The sequence below is a fragment of the Kitasatospora sp. RG8 genome (assembly GCF_017813315.1).
Classification (GTDB): Bacteria; Actinomycetota; Actinomycetes; order Streptomycetales; family Streptomycetaceae; genus Kitasatospora.
The window spans coordinates 591,164-609,503 of sequence record NZ_JAGIYX010000001.1 but is presented as its reverse complement, the minus strand read 5'-3'; the positions used below and the strand labels follow the sequence as shown (position 1 = coordinate 609,503).

Annotated in this window: 14 protein-coding genes; 9 read left to right on the top strand and 5 right to left on the bottom strand. The window is 73.4% G+C overall.

Annotation, left to right across the window (positions count from 1 at the left end):
• Positions 1 to 162 precede the first annotated feature (162 nt).
• Positions 163 to 942 carry an SDR family oxidoreductase gene (locus J5Y04_RS02610; protein WP_209409774.1) on the bottom strand — a complete coding sequence of 260 codons (780 nt, stop codon included), beginning with the start codon at positions 940 to 942 and terminating at the stop codon, positions 163 to 165.
• A 105-nt stretch (positions 943 to 1,047) separates the two neighbouring features.
• Between J5Y04_RS02610 and J5Y04_RS02605 the strand changes: the two genes are divergently transcribed.
• Together J5Y04_RS02605 and J5Y04_RS02600 are read left to right on the top strand one after the other, a co-directional pair.
• Positions 1,048 to 1,953, top strand: coding sequence for a LysR family transcriptional regulator (locus J5Y04_RS02605; protein ID WP_209409772.1), 906 nt, complete (start codon positions 1,048 to 1,050; stop codon positions 1,951 to 1,953).
• Positions 1,954 to 2,289: 336 nt separating this feature from the next.
• Positions 2,290 to 2,865, top strand: coding sequence for a TerD family protein (locus J5Y04_RS02600; protein ID WP_209409770.1), 576 nt, complete (start codon positions 2,290 to 2,292; stop codon positions 2,863 to 2,865).
• A gap of 27 nt (positions 2,866 to 2,892) precedes the next feature.
• Here the strand turns inward: J5Y04_RS02600 and J5Y04_RS02595 are convergent, their stop codons facing one another.
• Positions 2,893 to 4,230 (bottom strand): monooxygenase, encoded by a 1,338-nt coding sequence (locus J5Y04_RS02595; protein WP_245203983.1) that lies wholly within the window; start codon positions 4,228 to 4,230, stop codon positions 2,893 to 2,895.
• A gap of 222 nt (positions 4,231 to 4,452) precedes the next feature.
• Between J5Y04_RS02595 and J5Y04_RS02590 the strand changes: the two genes are divergently transcribed.
• On the top strand, positions 4,453 to 6,492 hold the full coding sequence (locus J5Y04_RS02590; protein WP_209409766.1) for an NADPH-dependent 2,4-dienoyl-CoA reductase: 2,040 nt from the start codon (positions 4,453 to 4,455) through the stop codon (positions 6,490 to 6,492).
• Positions 6,493 to 6,566: 74 nt separating this feature from the next.
• On the opposite strand, the gene J5Y04_RS02585 is transcribed toward J5Y04_RS02590, so the two are convergent.
• Positions 6,567 to 7,025 carry a pyridoxamine 5'-phosphate oxidase family protein gene (locus tag J5Y04_RS02585; protein WP_209409764.1) on the bottom strand — a complete coding sequence of 153 codons (459 nt, stop codon included), beginning with the start codon at positions 7,023 to 7,025 and terminating at the stop codon, positions 6,567 to 6,569.
• 214 nt (positions 7,026 to 7,239) lie between these two features.
• On the opposite strand from J5Y04_RS02585, the gene J5Y04_RS02580 reads away from it, so the two are divergent.
• Positions 7,240 to 7,776, top strand: a complete 537-nt coding sequence (locus J5Y04_RS02580) for a PadR family transcriptional regulator (RefSeq protein ID WP_209409762.1) — start codon at positions 7,240 to 7,242, stop codon at positions 7,774 to 7,776.
• 90 nt (positions 7,777 to 7,866) lie between these two features.
• The gene (locus J5Y04_RS02575; protein ID WP_209409760.1) at positions 7,867 to 8,610 is read left to right on the top strand and encodes a hypothetical protein; all 744 of its coding nucleotides are present in this window, start codon (positions 7,867 to 7,869) and stop codon (positions 8,608 to 8,610) included.
• 136 nt (positions 8,611 to 8,746) lie between these two features.
• Here the strand turns inward: J5Y04_RS02575 and J5Y04_RS02570 are convergent, their stop codons facing one another.
• Positions 8,747 to 9,451, bottom strand: coding sequence for a TetR/AcrR family transcriptional regulator (locus J5Y04_RS02570; RefSeq protein WP_209409758.1), 705 nt, complete (start codon positions 9,449 to 9,451; stop codon positions 8,747 to 8,749).
• A gap of 238 nt (positions 9,452 to 9,689) precedes the next feature.
• On the opposite strand from J5Y04_RS02570, the gene J5Y04_RS02565 reads away from it, so the two are divergent.
• Genes J5Y04_RS02565 through J5Y04_RS02555 form a run of 3 tightly spaced genes read left to right on the top strand, consistent with a single transcriptional unit; the run spans position 9,690 to position 11,447 of the window.
• The gene (locus tag J5Y04_RS02565) at positions 9,690 to 10,655 is read left to right on the top strand and encodes a DUF4331 family protein (RefSeq protein ID WP_209409756.1); all 966 of its coding nucleotides are present in this window, start codon (positions 9,690 to 9,692) and stop codon (positions 10,653 to 10,655) included.
• Between the two features lie 31 nt (positions 10,656 to 10,686).
• On the top strand, positions 10,687 to 11,085 hold the full coding sequence (locus J5Y04_RS02560) for a type II toxin-antitoxin system RelE/ParE family toxin (RefSeq protein WP_374105938.1): 399 nt from the start codon (positions 10,687 to 10,689) through the stop codon (positions 11,083 to 11,085).
• Positions 11,082 to 11,447 (top strand): helix-turn-helix domain-containing protein, encoded by a 366-nt coding sequence (locus tag J5Y04_RS02555; RefSeq protein WP_209409752.1) that lies wholly within the window; start codon positions 11,082 to 11,084, stop codon positions 11,445 to 11,447. Before J5Y04_RS02560 ends, J5Y04_RS02555 begins: the two co-directional genes overlap by 4 nt.
• Before the next feature lie 25 nt (positions 11,448 to 11,472).
• Here J5Y04_RS02555 and J5Y04_RS41295 read toward each other — a convergent pair whose 3' ends face one another.
• The gene (locus J5Y04_RS41295; protein WP_245203979.1) at positions 11,473 to 14,646 is read right to left on the bottom strand and encodes a bifunctional diguanylate cyclase/phosphodiesterase; all 3,174 of its coding nucleotides are present in this window, start codon (positions 14,644 to 14,646) and stop codon (positions 11,473 to 11,475) included.
• Positions 14,647 to 14,787: 141 nt separating this feature from the next.
• Between J5Y04_RS41295 and J5Y04_RS02545 the strand changes: the two genes are divergently transcribed.
• Positions 14,788 to 18,327 carry an amino acid adenylation domain-containing protein gene (locus tag J5Y04_RS02545; RefSeq protein WP_307852888.1) on the top strand — a complete coding sequence of 1,180 codons (3,540 nt, stop codon included), beginning with the start codon at positions 14,788 to 14,790 and terminating at the stop codon, positions 18,325 to 18,327.
• Positions 18,328 to 18,340: the final 13 nt, after the last annotated feature.

Sequence of the window (18,340 nt, the reverse complement as noted above, 5' to 3'; positions counted from 1 at the left end):
AGCGGCCTGCGGACGCTGCCCGGTCAGTCTACGTCCGGCCGCGGGCCCCGGCCGGGCGTGCGGTTGCCCGCCGTCCGGGGAGGTCTGAGGGAGGTCTGCGGGAGGCCCCCGGGAGGTCTGAGAGGTCGCCCCCGGGGGGCCTGTGCGGCCCGTCGGTCGTCCTCAGGCCAGCCGACCGCCGCCGTCCACGTGGAGGACGGTGCCGGTGACGAAGGGGCTGGTCATCGTGAAGAGGACGGCGCGGACGAGGTCCTCCGTGGTACCGACGCGGCGGGCGGGGTTGCGCTCGGCGACGGAGCGGAGGAAGGGGTCCTTGTCGGTGCCCATGCGGTCCCAGGAACCGCTGTCGACGATGCCGGGGGAGATCGCGTTGACGCGGACGGGGGCGATCTCGACGGCGAGGGCCTGGACGAGGAACGCCAGCGCGCCGTTGGTGGTGGCCATCACGGTCCGGGCGGGGGCGGGGCGCCAGGCGGCGACGCCGGAGAAGAAGGTGAAGGACGCGCCGTCGGGGGTGCCGGTGACGGCCTGGCCGGCGAGGTGCTTGGCGAGCAGCAGCGGGCCGTAGACCTTGGCGGCGAACGCCCGCTGGACGTCGGCGAGTTCGAGATCGGCAAGCGGGCCGTTGGCGGGCATCGCGGCGGTGGACACCAGGTGGTCGAAGGCGCCGGTGGCGGCGGCGAGGGCGGCGATGGAGGCCTCGTCGGCGAGGTCGACCGGGACGACCTCGGCCGGACCGCTGAGCTCGCCCGCCGTCCACTCCAGCTTGCGGGGGTCCGGTCCGGCCAGGACCAGTTCGGCGCCGGCCGCGGAGGCGGCACGGGCGAGGGCGCGACCGGTGTTCGAGCCGGCACCGACCACGACGACGCGGCGGCCGGCGAGGGAGGAGGGGGCAGTGGGGAGGGAGGAGGGGACGGTGGACGTGGAGGGGGAGGTGGTCATGGCGGCGGCTCCGATCGGAGGAGGGGCTGGGTTCCCTTCGACCTTCCACCGGCACCTGCGGATGAGTCCAAGGCTTGTTTTCTCGGTAACCCATAAACTCCCTGCATGGCTACGCTGCGACAGCTCGAATACCTGGTGACCGTTGTCGACACGGGCTCCTTCACCCGTGCCGCCGAGCTGCTGCACGTCACCCAGCCGGCGCTGTCGCACCAGGTGCGGGCCCTGGAGCGGGCCGTCGGCGGGACGTTGCTGGAGCGGCTGCCGCGCGCCGTCCGGCTGACGCCGATGGGGCGGGCGGTGCTGCCGCACGCCCGGGCGGCGCTCGCCGACGCCGAGCGGCTGCGGACGGCGGCCCGCCTCACCGCGGGGCTCGACGGCGGGGAGCTGGAGCTGGCCACCGTCTACTCGGTCAGCCTCGGCATCCTGCCGCCGGTGCTGCGCGCGTGGCGCCGGCTCCACCCGCAGGTGCGGATCCGGCTGCGCGAGTACGCCCACAACGACGAGCTCCACGCGGCGATGGCGGCCGGTCAGGCGGACGTCGCGGTGGGCACGCCGCCGGCCGACTGGGAGGGGCCGATCCGGGAGCTGGGGGTGGAGGAGTTCGTCCTCGCCCTGCCTGCCGACGACGAGGTGAGGGACCGTCGGCTCGTCGACCTGGCGGCCCTGTCCGGGCGCGACTGGGTGCACTACGCGCCCGGCAACGGGCTCGCCGACCTGCTGGACCGGGCCTGTGCGGAGGCCGGGTTCCGGCCGCGGGCCGCGGTGCGCACGGAGCAGACGGCGGCCGCGCCGCTGCTCGCCGCGGCCGGGCTGGGGCCCGCGCTGGTGCCCGCCAACATCGTGCCGCCAGGCTTCGACGGCCTGGTCCGACGGCCCGAACCGCCGGTACGGCGCCCGCTCGTCGCGTACACCCGGACACGGCCGGACCCGCTGACGGCGGCCTTCGTCGAGGTGCTGGCCCGGCAGGCGTGCCTGCTGCCGCCGCACGTCGCCGAGCTGTTGGAGGCGTGAGGGGGCCGGCGTCGGGGCCGCGGTCGGGGTCGTGGTCGGGGGCGGGGGCGGGGGCGGGGGCGGGGGCGCCCGATCGTGGGGTCGCCCCCCTCGGCCCGGCCGGCACTCGTGCCTCCAGGCTGCCGTGCCCCCGGCTGCTGTGCCTGCCGGCCGCCGCGTCCCGTCGGCTCCGGTGCCCCCGGGGCCCGAGCCCTCCCGCCCGGTGAGCCCTCCCGGCTGCCGCGCCCCCGGGCTCCGCGTCCTTCCGGCGCGCCCCCCGCATCGTGGCGAGTGGATTCTCGTGATCTCTACAGTGTTGTAGATTCTTCGGCAGGGAGAGCAAACGAGGAGGGCATCGTGGGAGTTTCGCTGGCCAAGGGTGGCAACGTCTCGCTGACCAAGGAGGCGCCGGGCCTGACCGCCGTCATCGTCGGCCTCGGCTGGGACGTGCGCACGACCACCGGGGCCGACTACGACCTGGACGCCAGTGCGCTGCTCTGCAACGCGCTCGGCAAGGTGGTCTCGGACCAGCACTTCGTCTTCTTCAACAACCTGCGCAGCCCCGAGGGTTCGGTCGAGCACAGCGGCGACAACCTGACCGGCGGCGGCGACGGCGACGACGAGCAGATCAAGGTCGACCTGGACGCGGTGCCCGCCGACGTGGCCAAGGTGGTCTTCCCGGTGTCGATCTACGACGCCGATGCCCGCCTGCAGAGCTTCGGGCAGGTCCGCAACGCGTTCATCCGGATCGTCAACCAGGCCAACGGCCAGGAGATCGCCCGGTACGACCTCACCGAGGACGCCTCGACCGAGACCGCGATGGTCTTCGGCGAGCTCTACCGCAACGGCGTCGAGTGGAAGTTCCGTGCCATCGGCCAGGGTTACGCCTCCGGCCTGCGCGGCATCGCCACCGACTACGGTGTCAACGTCTGAGGCGATGCCGACGGGGCCGGTGAACTCCTAGTCCGCTGAGGTGTTCTGACGGAGGGTCGGCGGCTGCGCGATGGCGTGGCCGCCGAACCCGCCGGTGCCGGCGACCTGTTGCCGCCACCAGTCGACCATCGCGGCCTCGTCCATGCCCGACCAGTCGGGCGCCTCGGTGACCTGGGCCCGCCCGAGCCGCCGTCCCACCTCGACCGTCTCCCGGCCGACGGCACCGCGCTCGGCGTCGTACACGGGCAGCAGTTCGGCCCAGGAGCCGGCCGTGCGCCAGGCGTCCTCGAAGGCGCAGGCGTCCTGCAACGCCTTGACGACACCGCTGGTGTTGTGCGGGCGGACCACGGTGGCCGCGTCGCCGGCCAGCAGCAGGCGGCCGGCCGTGCGGCGCGGTACCGCCAGGTCGTAGACCGGCTGCAGGAAGGTCCGCTCGCGCGGGGTGAGGGTGACCACCCCGGCCCAGTACGACGGCAGGTGCCGCTCGGCCAGTGCGGCCAGCTCCTCGAACCGTCCGGTGGTGAGCGTCCCGGCCGGGACGCTGGTCACGCCGTCCGGCCTCAGCCAGGGCGGTGTGGGGGCGTAGAAGACCCAGTTGACCTGGGTGGAACCGGGCTCCAGGCCCGGGATGCGGTACAGCACCACCTGGCCGCCCGGGTAGCAGACGGTGATCACCTCGCCCTCGGGCCAGAGCGCGGCACCGCCGGGCAGGCCGTCCAGCAGCCGGGCGTCGAAGCTGCCGCGCCAGCAGACGTACCCCGCGTAGGCGGGCCGGGCATCGGGGAAGGCGGACTCGGGGCAGACCGCCTCGCGGACCACCGACCGGTAGCCGTCGGCGCCGATCACCAGGTCGTACGTCTCGCGCCCGCCGCCCGCGCTCTCGATCCAGGCCTGCCCGCGGTCACCGTGCCCGCCACCCGTGCCCTCCCTGCCCTCCCCGCCACCTGTGCCGTCCCCGCCGTCCGTACCGCCGCCCGCCGCGGTGACCGCCTCGCCGAGGCGGAAGGCCACGTTGTCCGGGGTGCGTTCGCGCAGCGCCTGCCAGAGCACGCCCCAGTGGTAGGAGTGGAACGGCATCTCCTGTGCCCAGAGCAGCCGCCCGCGCGGACCGCCCGTACCGCTCCCGCCCCCGCTGCCCGTGCCCTCGCGGGTGAGCCAGTGGCGGTGGGTGAGCCGGTGGTGCCGGATCCCGTCGTCCAGGTGGCCGGCCCGGACCAGCTCGTCGTACCGGGGGTCGAGGACGCAGAGGCCCACTCCCCGGTCCTCCAGCCGGCCGGGGCTGCGTTCGAGGACCACCACCTGTTCCGCCCCGCCCCGCGCGGCGGCCCGCGCGAACGCGCACCCCGCGATGCTTCCGCCGACCACGGCTATCGAGCCACCCCGCACTGCCGCCCCCTCTCCGGGGGTCCGCTGCGAACCCCGCGTCGCGCAACGACCATACGCGCGTTCCGCGGTGACCTGACGGCGAGTCAGTGATATTCGGCGCCGAGGGGTGGTGATTCCGGTTATGCAACTTGTTGCATAGGTGCCGAGGCATCCCCTACCGTCTGGTAACGAAGAGCCGCCCCCGTCGCCCAGGAGACGCCGATGAGCACCGCCGACCAGCCGCCCTACCCCCACCTGCTGAGCCCGCTCGACCTCGGCTTCACGACCCTCCCCAACCGCGTGATCATGGGGTCGATGCACGTCGGACTGGAGGAGGCGCCCGGCGGCTTCGACCGGATGGCCGCCTTCTACGCCGAGCGCGCCCGCGGGGGCGTGGGCCTGGTCGTCACCGGCGGCATCGCCCCCAACGAGGCCGGCCGCCCCTGGGGCGGTGGCGCCATGCTCGTCACCGAGGAGGAGGCCGACCGGCACCGCGTCGTCACCGACGCCGTCCACGCGGCCGGCGGCCGGATCGCGATGCAGATCCTGCACTTCGGCCGCTACGCCTACCACCCCGACCTGGTCGCCCCCAGCGCCCTCCAGGCCCCGATCAGCCCGTTCGTGCCGAACGCGCTCACCGCCGAGCAGGTCGAGCAGACCGTCGAGGACTTCGCCCGCTGCGCGGCCCTCGCCCGGCGGGCCGGGTACGACGGTGTCGAGATCATGGGCTCCGAGGGCTACCTGATCAACGAGTTCACCGCCTCCGCCACCAACCACCGCGAGGACGAGTGGGGCGGCTCCTACGAGAACCGGATGCGGTTCCCGGTCGAGATCGTCCGCCGGGTCCGCGAGCGGGTCGGCCCCGACTTCGTGCTGATCTACCGCCTCTCCATGCTCGACCTCGTTCCCGGCGGCTCCACCCTCGCCGAGGTCGTGCAGCTCGCCCAGGCCGTCGAGGCGGCCGGCGCCACGATCATCAACACCGGCATCGGGTGGCACGAGGCCCGCATCCCCACCATCGCCACCTCCGTGCCGCGCGGCGCCTACGCGTGGGTGACCAAGAAGGTGATGGGCTCGGTCGGCGTGCCGCTGGTCGCCGTCAACCGCATCAACACCCCCGAGATCGCCGAGCAGGTGCTCGCCGAGGGCTGTGCCGACCTGGTCTCGCTGGCCCGTCCGCTGCTCGCCGACGCCGACTTCGTCGCCAAGGCGCAGGAGGGCCGCGCCGCCTCCATCAACACCTGCATCGGCTGCAACCAGGCCTGCCTGGACCACACCTTCAGCGGGCAGATCACCTCCTGCCTGGTCAACCCGCGCGCCTGCCACGAGACCGAGCTCGTCCTCGCCCCCACCAGGACGCGCAAGCGGATCGGCGTCGTCGGCGCCGGGCCGGCCGGCCTCGCGTTCGCCGTCTCGGCCGCCGAACGCGGCCACGCCGTCACCCTGTTCGACGCGGCCGACACCGTCGGCGGGCAGCTGAACATCGCCCGGCGCATCCCCGGCAAGGAGGAGTTCGACGAGACCCTGCGCTACTACCGCACCCGGCTGGCCGAGTTGGCCGTCGAGCTGCGGCTCGGTGCCCTGGTGGACGCGGAGCAGCTGGCCGCCGGGGGCTTCGACGAGATCGTCCTCGCCACCGGCGTCACCCCGCGGATCCCCGCCGACCTGCCGGGAGTCGACCACCCCAGCGTGGTCGGCTACCTGGACGTGCTGCGGGACGGCGCCGACGTCGGCAATCGCGTGGCCATCCTCGGCGCCGGCGGCATCGGGTTCGACGTTGCCGAGTACCTCACCGACCAGGGCGACGCCGCGAGCCTCAACCCGCCCGTCTTCCACCGCAAGTGGGGCATCGACCCCGAGTACCGCGAGCGCGGCGGCCTCACCCGCCCCGAGCGGCCCGAGCCTCCGCGCAGCGTCCACCTGCTCCAGCGCAAGACCACCAAGGTCGGCGCCGGCCTCGGCAAGACCACCGGCTGGATCCACCGCACCGAGCTCAAGCACCGCGGTGTCACCATGGTTGCCGGCGTGACCTACGAGCTGATCGACGACGCCGGCCTGCACCTCGTCGTGGACGGCGAACGGCAGCTCCTGCCCGTCGACACCGTCGTCCTCTGCACCGGCCAGGAGCCGCGCCGCGACCTCGACGCGGCCCTGCGCGAACTCGGTCTCACCCCGCACCTGATCGGCGGCGCCGACGTCGCCGCCGAACTTGACGCCAAGCGCGCCATCAAGCAGGGCACCGAGCTGGCCGCCGCGCTCTGACCTCGGGGCTTCCCGCACCGGCGCCGCCCCTCGCTCCCACCCGGGAGGGAGGGGCGGCGCCCGTGCGCCCGCCCTCAGCCGCTGACGTCGAGCGCCGTGCCGTACAGCCGCTGCACCCGCAGCCGGATGACCACCCGCCGTTCGGCGACCTGCTCGGCCAGGAACTCCCGCGGGTCCGCCGGCCGGAACTCCGCCGGGAGCATCGCCAGCAGCTCCTGCCCGACCGCGTCGCCCGGGACGGCCGTCGCCTCCGAGACCTCCGCCTCGCCCTCCGCGACGGCGAAGGAGAACGCGTCCGGTCCTTGGACGTGCAGGGCCGCCCGCGGGTCGCGCCGCAGGTGGCCCACCTTGACGCGGTCGGCGGTGGTGGAGAACCGCACCACGCGCCCGGTGGGGTCCCACTGGTACAGCATGGTGGTCAGGTGCGGGTGGCCGCTGCGCTTCACGGAGGCGAGGGTGCCGAACTGCCGGGTGCCGAGCAGGTCCGAGAGGGCCTCGTCGGAGAGGGGGCGGGGCGCTGGTCGCTGAGTCATGACCGGTCCAACTTTCCGGCGCATGCAAAAGTTCCGAACTGGATTACCTTTTTGTGGACTACTTTCTCGCCGTGCCCCGGTCGGGTCCTGCCTCCGGCGCCGGGTCCTGCCTCCGGCGCCGGGTCCTGCCTCCGGCGCCGGGTCCTGCCTCCGGCGCCGGGACCGGCCTCCGGCGCCAGGGGCGGCCCCCGGTGCCACGCCCTAGGATCGGCCCATGTCACTGCCGCACGCCATCCTCACCGCCCTGCTGGAGAAGCCTTCCTCGGGGCTGGAGCTGACCCGGCGGTTCGACAAGTCGATCGGCTTCTTCTGGTCCGCCACCCACCAGCAGATCTACCGCGAACTCGGCCGCCTGGAGGCCTCCGGCCAGATTCGGGCGCTCCCGCAGACGGGACCGGTGCGTGGCCAGAAGAGGGAGTACGAGGTCCTGCCCGACGGCCGCGCCGAGCTCGAACGGTGGACGGCCGCCGGGGACGATCCCAAGGCCGTCCGTGAGCCGCTGCTGCTGCGCCTGCGTGCGGCGGCGGTGGTCGGCACCGCCGGCCTGGAGGCCGAGCTGAACCGTCATCTCGCGCTCCACCGCGCCCAGTTGGCCGACTACGAGGAGATCGAACGGCGGGATTTCCCGCCCGAGGGGTCGGCCGGCGAGAACCGGCTCCAGCATGCCGTCCTGCGGGCCGGGATCGGTCTGGAGTCGTTCTGGGTGGAGTGGCTCACCGGGACCCTCGCGGAGCTCCCCGACCCGTCCTGAGCTGCGGCCCTGCGCTTCGGGCGGGCGGCGCGGCGGCCCCGGTGCGACACTGGGTGCCTGTCCCTGTCCGACTCCTGATCGGGGGCCCGCATGTCCCACTCGCGGCCTCTCCTCGCCCTCGCCGCCGCGGCCGTGGCCACCGCCGTCACCCTCGGTGCGGCCGGCAGCGCCACCGGCTCCGCCCGGTCGGCGGCCATCACCCTCCAGGCGGCCCCGGCCGAGCAACTGCCCACGTCGGAACAGCTGAAGGCGGCCCTGCTCACCGCCGCCGAACTCGGCCCGGACTTCACCGAGATCCCGTCCGAGGCGAGCGCGTCACCGAGCGGCGGCGCCTCCCCGGTGGCCGGCTGTGACGCGCTGCGCGCCCTGCTGAACCGGCAGGACACCGGGGCCTCGCCACAAACCCCCCATCAGGAAGCCGAGTTCGACGGACCTGGCGGCAACCCCATGGTGACCGAGTCGCTCACGGCCGAGGACTCCGCCAAGCTCACCACCGACTTCGCCACCGTCACCGACGCGTTCGCGAACTGCCACAGCCTCACCTTCACCGACGGCACCGGCTCCGCCGTGACCTTCCGGGTCACCCCCATCACCCTCGGCGACCGCCACGACGCCCCCGCCGTCCGCCTCGACGGCAACCTGGCCGGCGTCGTGCTCAACGGCTACCTCGGCATCGAACGCTTCGGCCCCACCGCCATGGCCTACGGCTTCTTCCAGCGCGACGACGACTCGTCCCAGCTGGCCTCCGTCTACTACCGCGCCGCCGTCGCCAAGGCCGAACACATCCTCGGCAGCACCGCCGGCAGCACCACCGCCCCGGCAGCCGCGGTCTGACCGGCAGCGAAAGGTCCGTTCTCCCCGGAGCGCGGGGGAGGGCGGGCCTCTCCGGGCGGGGGTTCGCCTCGGGGGGCCTTGCCCTCCCGGACCGGTGGCGTCACCGTCGGCTCGTGGCGCCGGGGGCCTGTTCTTCCTAGGGCTGTGCCGCCAGGCGGGTGGCGGCGGCCTCCAGGAGGAGGTCGAGGGCGAACGGGTAGCCGCTGCGGTCCATGTCGGAGACGAGGAGGTCGGCGGTGGCGGCAATGTGGGGGTGGGTGTCGGGGCCGAGGCGCGCGTAGCGCAGGCGCCAGACGGCGAGGTCGGCGGCGCGGGCGGGGGCGGGCAGGGCGAGGGCGGCGGCGTCCTGGGCGGCGAAGGCGAGCGCCTGGTCGACGAAGGCGTGGTAGATCCGGACGGCCTCCGGGTCGGGGAAGCCCGCGCGGCGCAGGACGCCGAGGATCGTCTCGACGGCCCGCGTCTCGTTGTCCCGCCCGGTGGTGCGGTGGGCGGCGAGCTGGGCGGCCTGGGGGTGTGCCTGGTAGGCGGTGTGGATGCGCATGCCGATCTCGCGCAGGTCGGCCCGCCAGTCACCGGTGAGCCGCAGGCCGTGCTGGGCGCGGCCGATGAGTTCGTCCGCGACGGCGAGCATCAGGTCGTCGGTGTTGTGGAAGTACCGGTAGACGGCGCTCGGGTCGGCTCCCAGGGCGGCGCCGAGGCGGCGGACGGTCAGCGCGGCCGCGCCGTGCTGGCCGATCAGCCGCAGGGCCGTCTCGACGATGACCTGTTCGGACAGGACCGTGCCCTGCTTGGTCGGCCGTCTGCGCCGCCGCTGCGGTTCGGGGACCACGCGTTCCGTCATGGCGGGCAGCCTAGGGCAACGAGGGCTATGACAACAGCGTTGGCGTTGTGGCGGCCGTCCGCGCCCGCGGCGACCGTCCGCTCCCGCGACGGCCCGTGACCGCCCGGCGCCGTCGGCCGTCGGCCGATCGGCGGACGGCGGCCCCCGGTACGGGTGGCCTCCCCCCGTGCCACGGGTCCCACTGGTACCACGGATCCGACAACCAGGGGGATGCACAGAGACGAGGTAGCGCAGCGCCATGTCCCACCACCTCAGTGGTCCGAACCTCCGCTCACCGCGCGGCGACGCCCGGCTCGACCTCACCGACCTGTTCGCCTTCCCGGGCTCGGACGCCTCGGGCCGGACCGTCCTCATCATGAACGTGAACCCGTACGCCCCGACCCGGGCCGCCGAGTTCCACCCGGACGCCGTCTACCGGATCAACATCGACAACGACGGTGACAACCGGGCGGACGTCGCCTACTCGTTCACCTTCTCCGGCCCGGGCACCGGCGGCCAGACCGTCACCGTCCACCGCGCCACCGGGGAGGCGGCCCGGAGGCACGAGGCGGGCGGCGACGTGCTGTTCGCCAACGTGCCGGTCGCCTTCGGCTACGCGCCGGACGTGGCGGAGGTGGGTGGCTACAAGCTCTCCGTGGGCCTGCGCAGCGACCCGTTCTTCGCCGACCTCGAAGGGATCGTCAACAACTTCACCTGGACCGGCAAGGACGCCATGGCCGAGGCCAACGTCTTCGGCATCGCCCTCGAAGTCCCGGACGCCGAGCTGGGCCCGGATCCGGTGATCGGCGTCTGGGCCCGGGTCAGCCTCCACCTGGACGGGCAGCTGATCTCCGTCGACCGGGGCGCGCACCCCTCGCTGACCGCGTACTTCAACGCGGAGGAGGTCAAGGACTCGTACAACACGGGCGAGCCGGCCGACGACTGGGCGACGTACCGCGAGGCCTGGACGGCCGTCCTCCAGCACACCGGGGACTACACCACCGAGGCGGCGACGGAGACGCTGAAGCTCGTCCTGCCCGACGTCCTGCGCTACGACCGCTCCCGCCCCGCCGCCTACCCGAACGGCCGCACCCTCAGCGACGACGTGACCTCCGCCCGCCTCGCCATGGTCTCCGGCGGCAAGATCCTCAGCGACCACATCCCCCCGCACACCGACCTCCTCCCGACCTTCCCCCACCTCGGCCACCCGCACCCGGCGGAGTAGGGGGGAACGGCTCACAGGGCCGTGCCGGTATATGGATTTCTGTATAGTCGCCCCTGTGAGCCACCCATGGCAGATCGAGATCGAGCCCGAGGTCCGGCAATGGCTGGAGCTTCTTCCGGATGCCCGGTACGACAAGGTCGAGCGTGCGGTTGACATGCTCGCAAGCCGGCCGACGACACTGGCGGAGCCCTACTCGCGGCATCTCGGCGGTAAGGTGCGCGAGCTGCGGTTCGTCATGGACGGCAGCGCCGTGCGGATCACCTACTGGCTGGCGCCGGACCGGCGCATCGTGCTGCTGACGGTGTTCCGCAAGACGCGGCAGCGCGAGACGACAGAGGTCGACCGCGCCCAGCAGGTGCAGCGAGAATGCGAGGCGGCCCATGGCCCGGCCGAGCATTCCTACGACCGGAGCAAGGAGGAGAGTCCGTGAACCACGCGCACTGGAAGACCCGCCGGACCAGGAGGCTCCTCGGCGAACAGGTCGAGGAGTCCGCCGCCTACGTCGAGGCGGGACATGCGTTCGCTCTGGGGCAGGCCGTTCACGACCGCCGCACCCTGCTCGGCCTGTCGCAGGCGGAGCTGGCACGGCGGGCCGGCATGACGCAGCCGCAGATCTCCACCATCGAGGGTGGCGACTCGTTGCCGACCCTGCCTTTGCTCACCCGGCTGGCGAAGGCGTTGGACGCGTCGCTGACCATCGACCTGGACGGCGACGCCTCCTCGTTCGTCTTCTCCCCGCACGGCGACCGGCCCGGTGACGGTGAACCGGGGGACGGCCGGTCGGCGGCGTAGGGCGGCCCGGGGCGTCGCCGTCCGGTCAGGCCGGGGGGCGGGCGTCGCTGAGGTCGGCGTACTCCTCGATGAGGGTGCGGGCCTGCTCGGGGGTGAGGGGGCGGGCGAAGAGGTAGCCCTGGCCGAGGGGACAGCCCATGGCGGCGAGCAGGTCGCGCTGCTCGGTGTTCTCGATGCCCTCCGCGATGACCTGGACGCCGAGGGTGTCGGCGATCCGGGTGATGCCCTCGACCAGGGCGTACTGCTGCTGGGAGAGGCCGAGGCCGTCGATGAAGGACTTGTCGATCTTCAGGATGGAGATCGGGAACTCGCGCAGGTAGGAGAGCGAGGAGTAGCCCGTCCCGAAGTCGTCGATGGCGATGCCGACGCCCAGCCCGGTCAGGGTGCGCATGTCGGTGTGGACGCGTTCGTCGCGGCGCATCAGCACGGACTCGGTCAGTTCCAGGACGAGCGCCTGCGGGGTGATCCCGGAGGTCCGGACGGCGCTGCGCACCACGTCCACGAAGCCGGCGTCGCGGAACTGCCGGGCCGAGACGTTGACGTTGACCCGCAGGGGCGGAAGGCCGCGGGCGCTGCGCCGGTCGCCGCTGAGCCGGTGCCAGCCGGCCACCTCCTGGGCGGCCCGTTCCAGGACCCACGCGCCGAGCGGCACGATCTGGCCGCTCTCCTCGGCGAGTGCGATGAAGTCGTCGGGCAGCACCATGCCGCGCCGGTCGTGCGGCCAGCGGACCAGCGCCTCGAAGGCGACCAGGTCGCCGGTCTGCAGGTCGACGATCGGCTGGTAGTACAGCTTGAACGCGGACTCGGCGATCGCGGTGTCCAGGTTCTCGTTCAGTTCGTGCCGCTCCACCAGCCCGGCCTGGAGCGCGGGCTGGTAGTGGCACCACTGCCGCTTGCCGGCCGACTTCGCCGAGTACAGGGCCAGGTCGGCGTGGCTGAGCAGCTCGGTCCCGTCCACGCTGTCCTCGGTGGTGGCGACGCCGATGCTGGCCGTGACCCGGACGGCGCCCGCACTCAGCTTGAACGGCTCCGTGAAGGCGGACAGCACCGCGTCCGCCGTGGCGCCGACGTCGGCCGGGCGCAGCGCGTCCTCCACCAGGACGGCGAACTCGTCGCCGCCGAGCCGGGCCGCCGTGTCGGAGGTGCGCAGCGCGGTGGAGACCCGGAGCGAGACGGCGACCAGCAGTTCGTCGCCGACCGCGTGCCCCTGGGTGTCGTTGACCACCTTGAAGTCGTCCAGGTCGATGAAGAGCACCCCGGTGATGGCGCCGCTGCGCTCACCGCGCGAGAGCGCGTGGCCCACGCGGTCCTGGAAGAGGACGCGGTTGGCCAGGCCGGTGAGCGAGTCGTGGAAGGCGCGGTGGGTGAGCTCGCGCTCCATCTGGCGCTGTTCAGTGACGTCGCGCAGGGTGAGCACCAGGCCACCCACCGTCGGGTCGCCGCGCAGGTCGTTGCAGCGGACCTCGGCCTCGATCGGCGTGCGGTCGTGGCGCAGCAGGCGCCAGTGTTCACGTTGCATTTCGCGGCTGTCGCCCGACCGCCCGCCGCCGTCCAGGCCGCGCATCCGGGCCAGTGCGCTGCCGACGGCGCGGCTGTCCTCGGGCGGGACGAGGTCGGTGATCAGGGTGCCGTCCAGGCTGGGGTAGCCGAGGACGCGTTCGGCGGAGGAGGAGGCGTAGCGGACGCCGTCGTCGGCGTTGAGGATCAGGATGACGTCGCTGGCGCTCTGCACCAGGGTGCGGAAGTAGACCTCGCTGTTGCGGCGGTTGATCTCCTGGCTCAGCATCACGCGTTCGACGGCCAGTGCGGCCTGGGCGGCGAGGATCTCCAGCGAGCTCCAGAGGCTGGTCAGCTCCTGTTCGGTTCCGGTGACGATGAGTGCGCCGATCAACGGGTCGCCGGAGGGGCGTTCGGCGAGGGTCAGCGGGCAGAGCAGGGCGGAGGGCATGCCGTCGAAGCGGAGGGCCAGGTCGCTGCCGATGTCCTCGACGGGGAGTAACCGGGTCTCGCGGACGGCCGCCAGGGCGAGCACCTCGTCCGAGCCGGGGCCGTCGCCCAGGGTGTGCTGGGCCGGTCCGCGCTCGGCGTGCCGGATGTGCAGGACGCCGGCCTCGGTGACCGCGAGCAGCGCGACGTGGCCGGGCTCGGCCGGCATCAGGGTGGAGGCGGCGGCCTGGACGGCGTCGGCGACCTCCTCGACGGTGACGGCCGCGGTCAGTGAGGCACCGGCCTCGCGCAGCGCCCGTTCCCGGGCCAGGGCCTGCCGGCGGGCGCCGACCACGATGGCGAGGCGGGCCAGGACGAGCAGGAAGAGCAGGGCGGAGAAGGCGCCGATCACCCCGGCGTTGTTGGTGTTGCCGTTGACGGACTCGACGATCAGGATGGTCGGCGCGATCAGCGAGGCCGCGGTGAGCAGGGCCAGCCGGCCGCGGCCGAGGTCGACCACCTGCGAGGGCACCGGTCTGGTCAGCTCGACCATGGAGGGGTGCAGTGCGGCCGCGCCCCAGGCGGTGTAGAAGGCGGCCCAGCCGAGGTCGACCGGGGTGCCGATGTGCCAGTCGCCGTGCAGCTGGATCAGCCCGTACAGGATGTCGGAGATCAGCAGGCCGACGGTGCCGACCGTGAGCAGCTGGAGCGCCCGGCTGCTCCCGCCGCGTGGGACGAGCAGGCGCAGCAGCAGGAAGAGGACGATCACGTCGCCCAGCGGGTAGGCCATCGAGACGGCCTTCTGGAACCAGCTGAGGTCGGGGTTCCGGGCGTACGGGAGGATCAGGTAGATCCAGGCGAGCAGGGCGAGGCCCATGGTGAGGATGAGCGCGTCCAGCAGGCTGGCCCGGTCCTGATGGGCCGTCCGCCAGCGGATGAAGCCCAGGACGCCCGCCGCGTACAGCAGGTACTCGGCGAGGTAGAAGCCGTCGGCCACCGAGGGGAAGGGGCTCCCCAGGTGCAGGAACTCCAGCTGGATGACCTGGACGACCTCGCCGGCGGTGAAGCTGAGGTTGGCGAGTGCGAGCAGGTACCAGAAGAGCGCGTGGGAGGGGCGGTTGAGTCGGACGCCGACCACGATGGCGGCGACGCCGCCGAGGCCGATGCCTGTCCACCAGATGATCCGCTGCGTCGGGTAGATGTAGTAGATGCAGGTGAACAGCACCATCCACACCAGATAACAGACCATCAGGTGTTGTCGCCGGCGTGTCAACGAGGCTACCTCCTCCACGACATCACTCCGCCGGTCGGGCGGGGGAGTTCGGGTGAGGACGGGTCTTCCGGGAATCGCCCTTCGGGGCAGGGGCCGCGTCCGTCCGTCGGGTCGGGACCGGACGTTCGAAATGAGCCGTGAGTGCGTATAGTCGGAAATGTCGCACCTCCCAGCATTCTGCCGCCACAGCACGAGGTCAAGCCGGTGGATGATGCAGCAGACAGCGCACAGGGCGCACGGTCGGAAGTGAACTCCGGTCGTCACGCCGTGTTGTGCAACGAAGACGGTCGGTATGCGATCTGGCCAGGTGACTTCACCGTTCCGAGTGGTTGGCGGACGGTGTTCGGCCCGGACAGCCGGGCGGCCTGCCGGGCCTACGTGGAACGCGAGTGGCGGTGGGACGGGCTCGGGCTCGGGCCGTCGCACGGCACGGGTGCCGGACCGGACGCGGACACGGGCGCGGGCCGGCCGCCGGCCGCCGGGTCCGCGGGCACCGTGCACGGGCTCTTCCGGGCGCGCGCCGCCGACGATCCGGACGCCCTCGCCGTGCTCGCCGAGGACGGCGAACTGAGCTACCGCGAACTGGACCGGCGCAGCGACCGGCTGGCCGCCGCGCTGCGGGCCCGGGGCGTCGGACCGGACCGGGTGGTGCCCGTCTGCCTGGAGCGCGGGACCGGCCTCGTGACGGCCTGGCTCGGCGTGCTCAAGGCCGGCGGGGCCTTCCTCCCGCTGGACCCGGCCCACCCCGAGCGGCGGCTCGCGCAGCTCGTCGAGGACTGCCGCGCCTCGGCGGTGGTGGCGGGGCGCGGGCGGCGCTTCACGGGCGCCGAGGTGCTGGCCGCGGACGCGGAGGCGGAGACCTGGGAGGGGGGACCGGAGCCGGACACCGCCGCTGCGGACGACCTCGCGTACCTGATCTACACCTCCGGCACCACCGGTACGCCCAAGGGCGTGCCCGTCACCCACCGTTCCCTCCTCTTCACCCTGGATCGCGTCGTCCGCGCCTACGGGCTGACGCCGCACGACCGGGTGCTGCAACTGGCCGCCCTCGGCTTCGACACCGCGTTGGAGCAGGTGCTCGCCACCCTGGTCAGCGGCGCCACCCTCGTCCTCGGCGGGGCGCGGACCTGGGCGCCCACCGAGCTGGTGCACCGGATGCCCGACCTGGGGCTCACCGTCACCGACCTCACGCCCGCCTACTGGCACCACGTGCTGGCCCTGCTCCCCGAGGGCGGTCCGGCCCCCGCGGGCCTGCGGCTGGTCGTGGTGGGCGGGGACACCGTGCACGCCGACGACTGCCGCACCTGCCTGGACCGGCTGCCCGGCGTCCGGCTGGTCAACGCGTACGGGGTGACCGAGGCCGCGGTCACCTCCACGCTCTGCGAGGTCACGCCGGAGGTGCTGGCCGGCGGTGCGCACGGGCGCGCCGCGCACGGGCCGCCGGCCGGTGGGGCGTCGGCCGCCGCCGCGGCGGCCCCGGTGCCGATCGGGCGGCCGCTGCCGGGCGTGCGGGTGCACGTGCTGGACGCGCGGCTCTCCCCGGTGCGGCCGGGGGAGAAGGGCGAGATCTACCTCGGCGGCCCCGGCCTGGCCCGCGGCTACTGGCGACAGCCCGGCCTGACCGCGGAAACGTTCCTTCCCGACCCGTACGCGGCCGTCCCCGGGGAACGCATGTACCGCACCGGCGACGCCGGGCGCTGGCGGGCCGACGGCAACCTGGAGATCCTCGGCCGCTTCGACGACCAGGTGAAGGTCCGCGGCTACCGCGTCGACCCCGCCGAGGTCGAATCGGTGCTCGCCGCCCACCCCGACGTCCGGCAGGCCCGCGTCGCCGCCGACGGCAGCGACGACGGGACGCGCGTCCTCACCGCCTACTACACGCTGACCGGGCGCGCCGAGTCCGGCGCCGGCGCCCGGCGTCCGCAGATCCGGGCCTACCTGGCCGAACGGCTGCCGGACTTCATGGTCCCGGCCGAGTTCGTGCTGCTCGACCGCATGCCGCTCACCCCCCACGGCAAGATCGACCGGCGCCGGCTGCCGCACACCACGCCACAACTCCAGCGGCGGGCCGGTGGAGGACGGGGCGACGGACCGGCGGAGGAGACCGGGCGCCAGGACGAGAACGGGCGGACGGACGAGAACGGGCGGACGAACGAGATCGCGCGCGCCGACGGGGCCGCGCGCCCCGACGGCAACGGGGGCGCGATCGAGGCCGGCATCGCCCAGCTCTGGTCCCAGCTGCTCGGCGTCGACACCGTCGGACCCTCCGACGACTTCTTCGAACTCGGCGGCAACTCCCTGCTCGCCATGGAGATGCTCGCCCGGGCCCGGATCATGTTCGGCATCGACGTCACCCGGATCCGCTTCCTCACCCGGTCGCTGCTGCGCGACTCCACCCTGCGCGCCTTCGCCGACGCCACCCGGACGGCGCGCTCCGCCTGGAACGGCCTCGGCGAGACGACCGTCGACTGGGCCGCCGAAGCCGAACCCGGCACCCCCGTCCGGCAGTCCTGGCACCCCGCGCCCTGCCGCGCCGAACCCGCCGAGATCCTGCTCACCGGCGCCACCGGCTTCTGCGGCGCGCACCTGCTGAACACCCTGCTGCGCACCACCGGCGCCCGCATCCACTGCCTGGTCCGCGCCCCCGACGAGGAACACGCCCTCGAACGCATCCGTGCCGCGCAACAGCGCTTCCTCCGGCACGACCTGGCCGACGCCCGGGTCGTCCCGCTGGTCGGCGACCTCACCGAACCCCTGCTCGGCCTGACGCAGCACCGGTTCGAGGAACTGGCCGACAGCCTGGACGCCATCCACCACCTCGGCGGACAGGTCAACTTCATCTACCCCTACCACCAGCTGCGCGCCGCCAACGTCGGCGGCACCCGCGAGATCGTCCGGCTGGCCGGGCACTCCCGCGGCGTCCCGGTGCACTACCTCTCCACCCTCGCCGTCCTGGCCGGCTTCGGCCCGGCCGGAGTCGCCGAGGTCACCGAGCGGATGCCGCTCGCGTACCCGGAGAAGCTCGCGGTCGGCTACGTCGAGAGCAAGTGGGTCGCCGAACAGCTGCTGCACAACGCGGCCGCGGCCGGCCTGCCGGTCACCGTGCTGCGCACCAACGACGTCACCGGCGACCTCGCCACCGGGGTGATGAACACCGGAACCGAGATCTGCGCGCTGATCAAGTACATGGCGGACAGCGGAAGTTGCCCCGACGTCCGGCTGCTGCTCGACTTCGTCCCGGCCGACCGCTTCAGCCAGGCCGTCGCCCACATCGCCGCCCACGCCCCCGCCAACGGCGAGGTCTACCACGTCACCTCACCCCGCCCCGGCGTCCTCGCCGACCTCGCCGCCCGCCTGCGCGCCCGCGGCCACCCGGTGGACGAAGTCCCCTACGCCTCCTGGGTCCAGGACCTCGTCCGCTTCGCCGCCGGCCACCCCACCCATCCGATGACCCCGTTCGTCCCGCTCTTCGTCGACCGCAGCCCGGGGACGGAACTCTCCATCAGCGAGATGTACTTCCGCCCGACGTTCCCGCTCTTCGACCGCGCCAACACCGAACAGGCCCTGGTGGGCAGCGGGATCGACCTTCCGGCGGTCGACGACGGGCTGCTGGACCACTACCTGGAGCAGCTGACGGCGGAGGGCTTCCTGGCCCCGCCCGTGGGGGTGTTGCGACGGTGAACGGGACGGCCGG

Excerpts from the sequence above, each read along its gene's own strand:
- J5Y04_RS02610 (WP_209409774.1), bottom strand. The coding sequence starts at position 942 with ATGACCACCTCCCCCTCCACGTCCACCGTCCCCTCCTCCCTCCCCACT.
- J5Y04_RS02590 (WP_209409766.1), top strand. The coding sequence starts at position 4,453 with ATGAGCACCGCCGACCAGCCGCCCTACCCCCACCTGCTGAGCCCGCTC.
- J5Y04_RS02560 (WP_374105938.1), top strand. The coding sequence starts at position 10,687 with ATGGATTTCTGTATAGTCGCCCCTGTGAGCCACCCATGGCAGATCGAG.
- J5Y04_RS02565 (WP_209409756.1), top strand. The coding sequence starts at position 9,690 with ATGTCCCACCACCTCAGTGGTCCGAACCTCCGCTCACCGCGCGGCGAC.
- J5Y04_RS02570 (WP_209409758.1), bottom strand. The coding sequence starts at position 9,451 with ATGACGGAACGCGTGGTCCCCGAACCGCAGCGGCGGCGCAGACGGCCG.
- J5Y04_RS02575 (WP_209409760.1), top strand. The coding sequence starts at position 7,867 with ATGTCCCACTCGCGGCCTCTCCTCGCCCTCGCCGCCGCGGCCGTGGCC.
- J5Y04_RS02580 (WP_209409762.1), top strand. The coding sequence starts at position 7,240 with ATGTCACTGCCGCACGCCATCCTCACCGCCCTGCTGGAGAAGCCTTCC.
- J5Y04_RS02585 (WP_209409764.1), bottom strand. The coding sequence starts at position 7,025 with ATGACTCAGCGACCAGCGCCCCGCCCCCTCTCCGACGAGGCCCTCTCG.
- J5Y04_RS02605 (WP_209409772.1), top strand. The coding sequence starts at position 1,048 with ATGGCTACGCTGCGACAGCTCGAATACCTGGTGACCGTTGTCGACACG.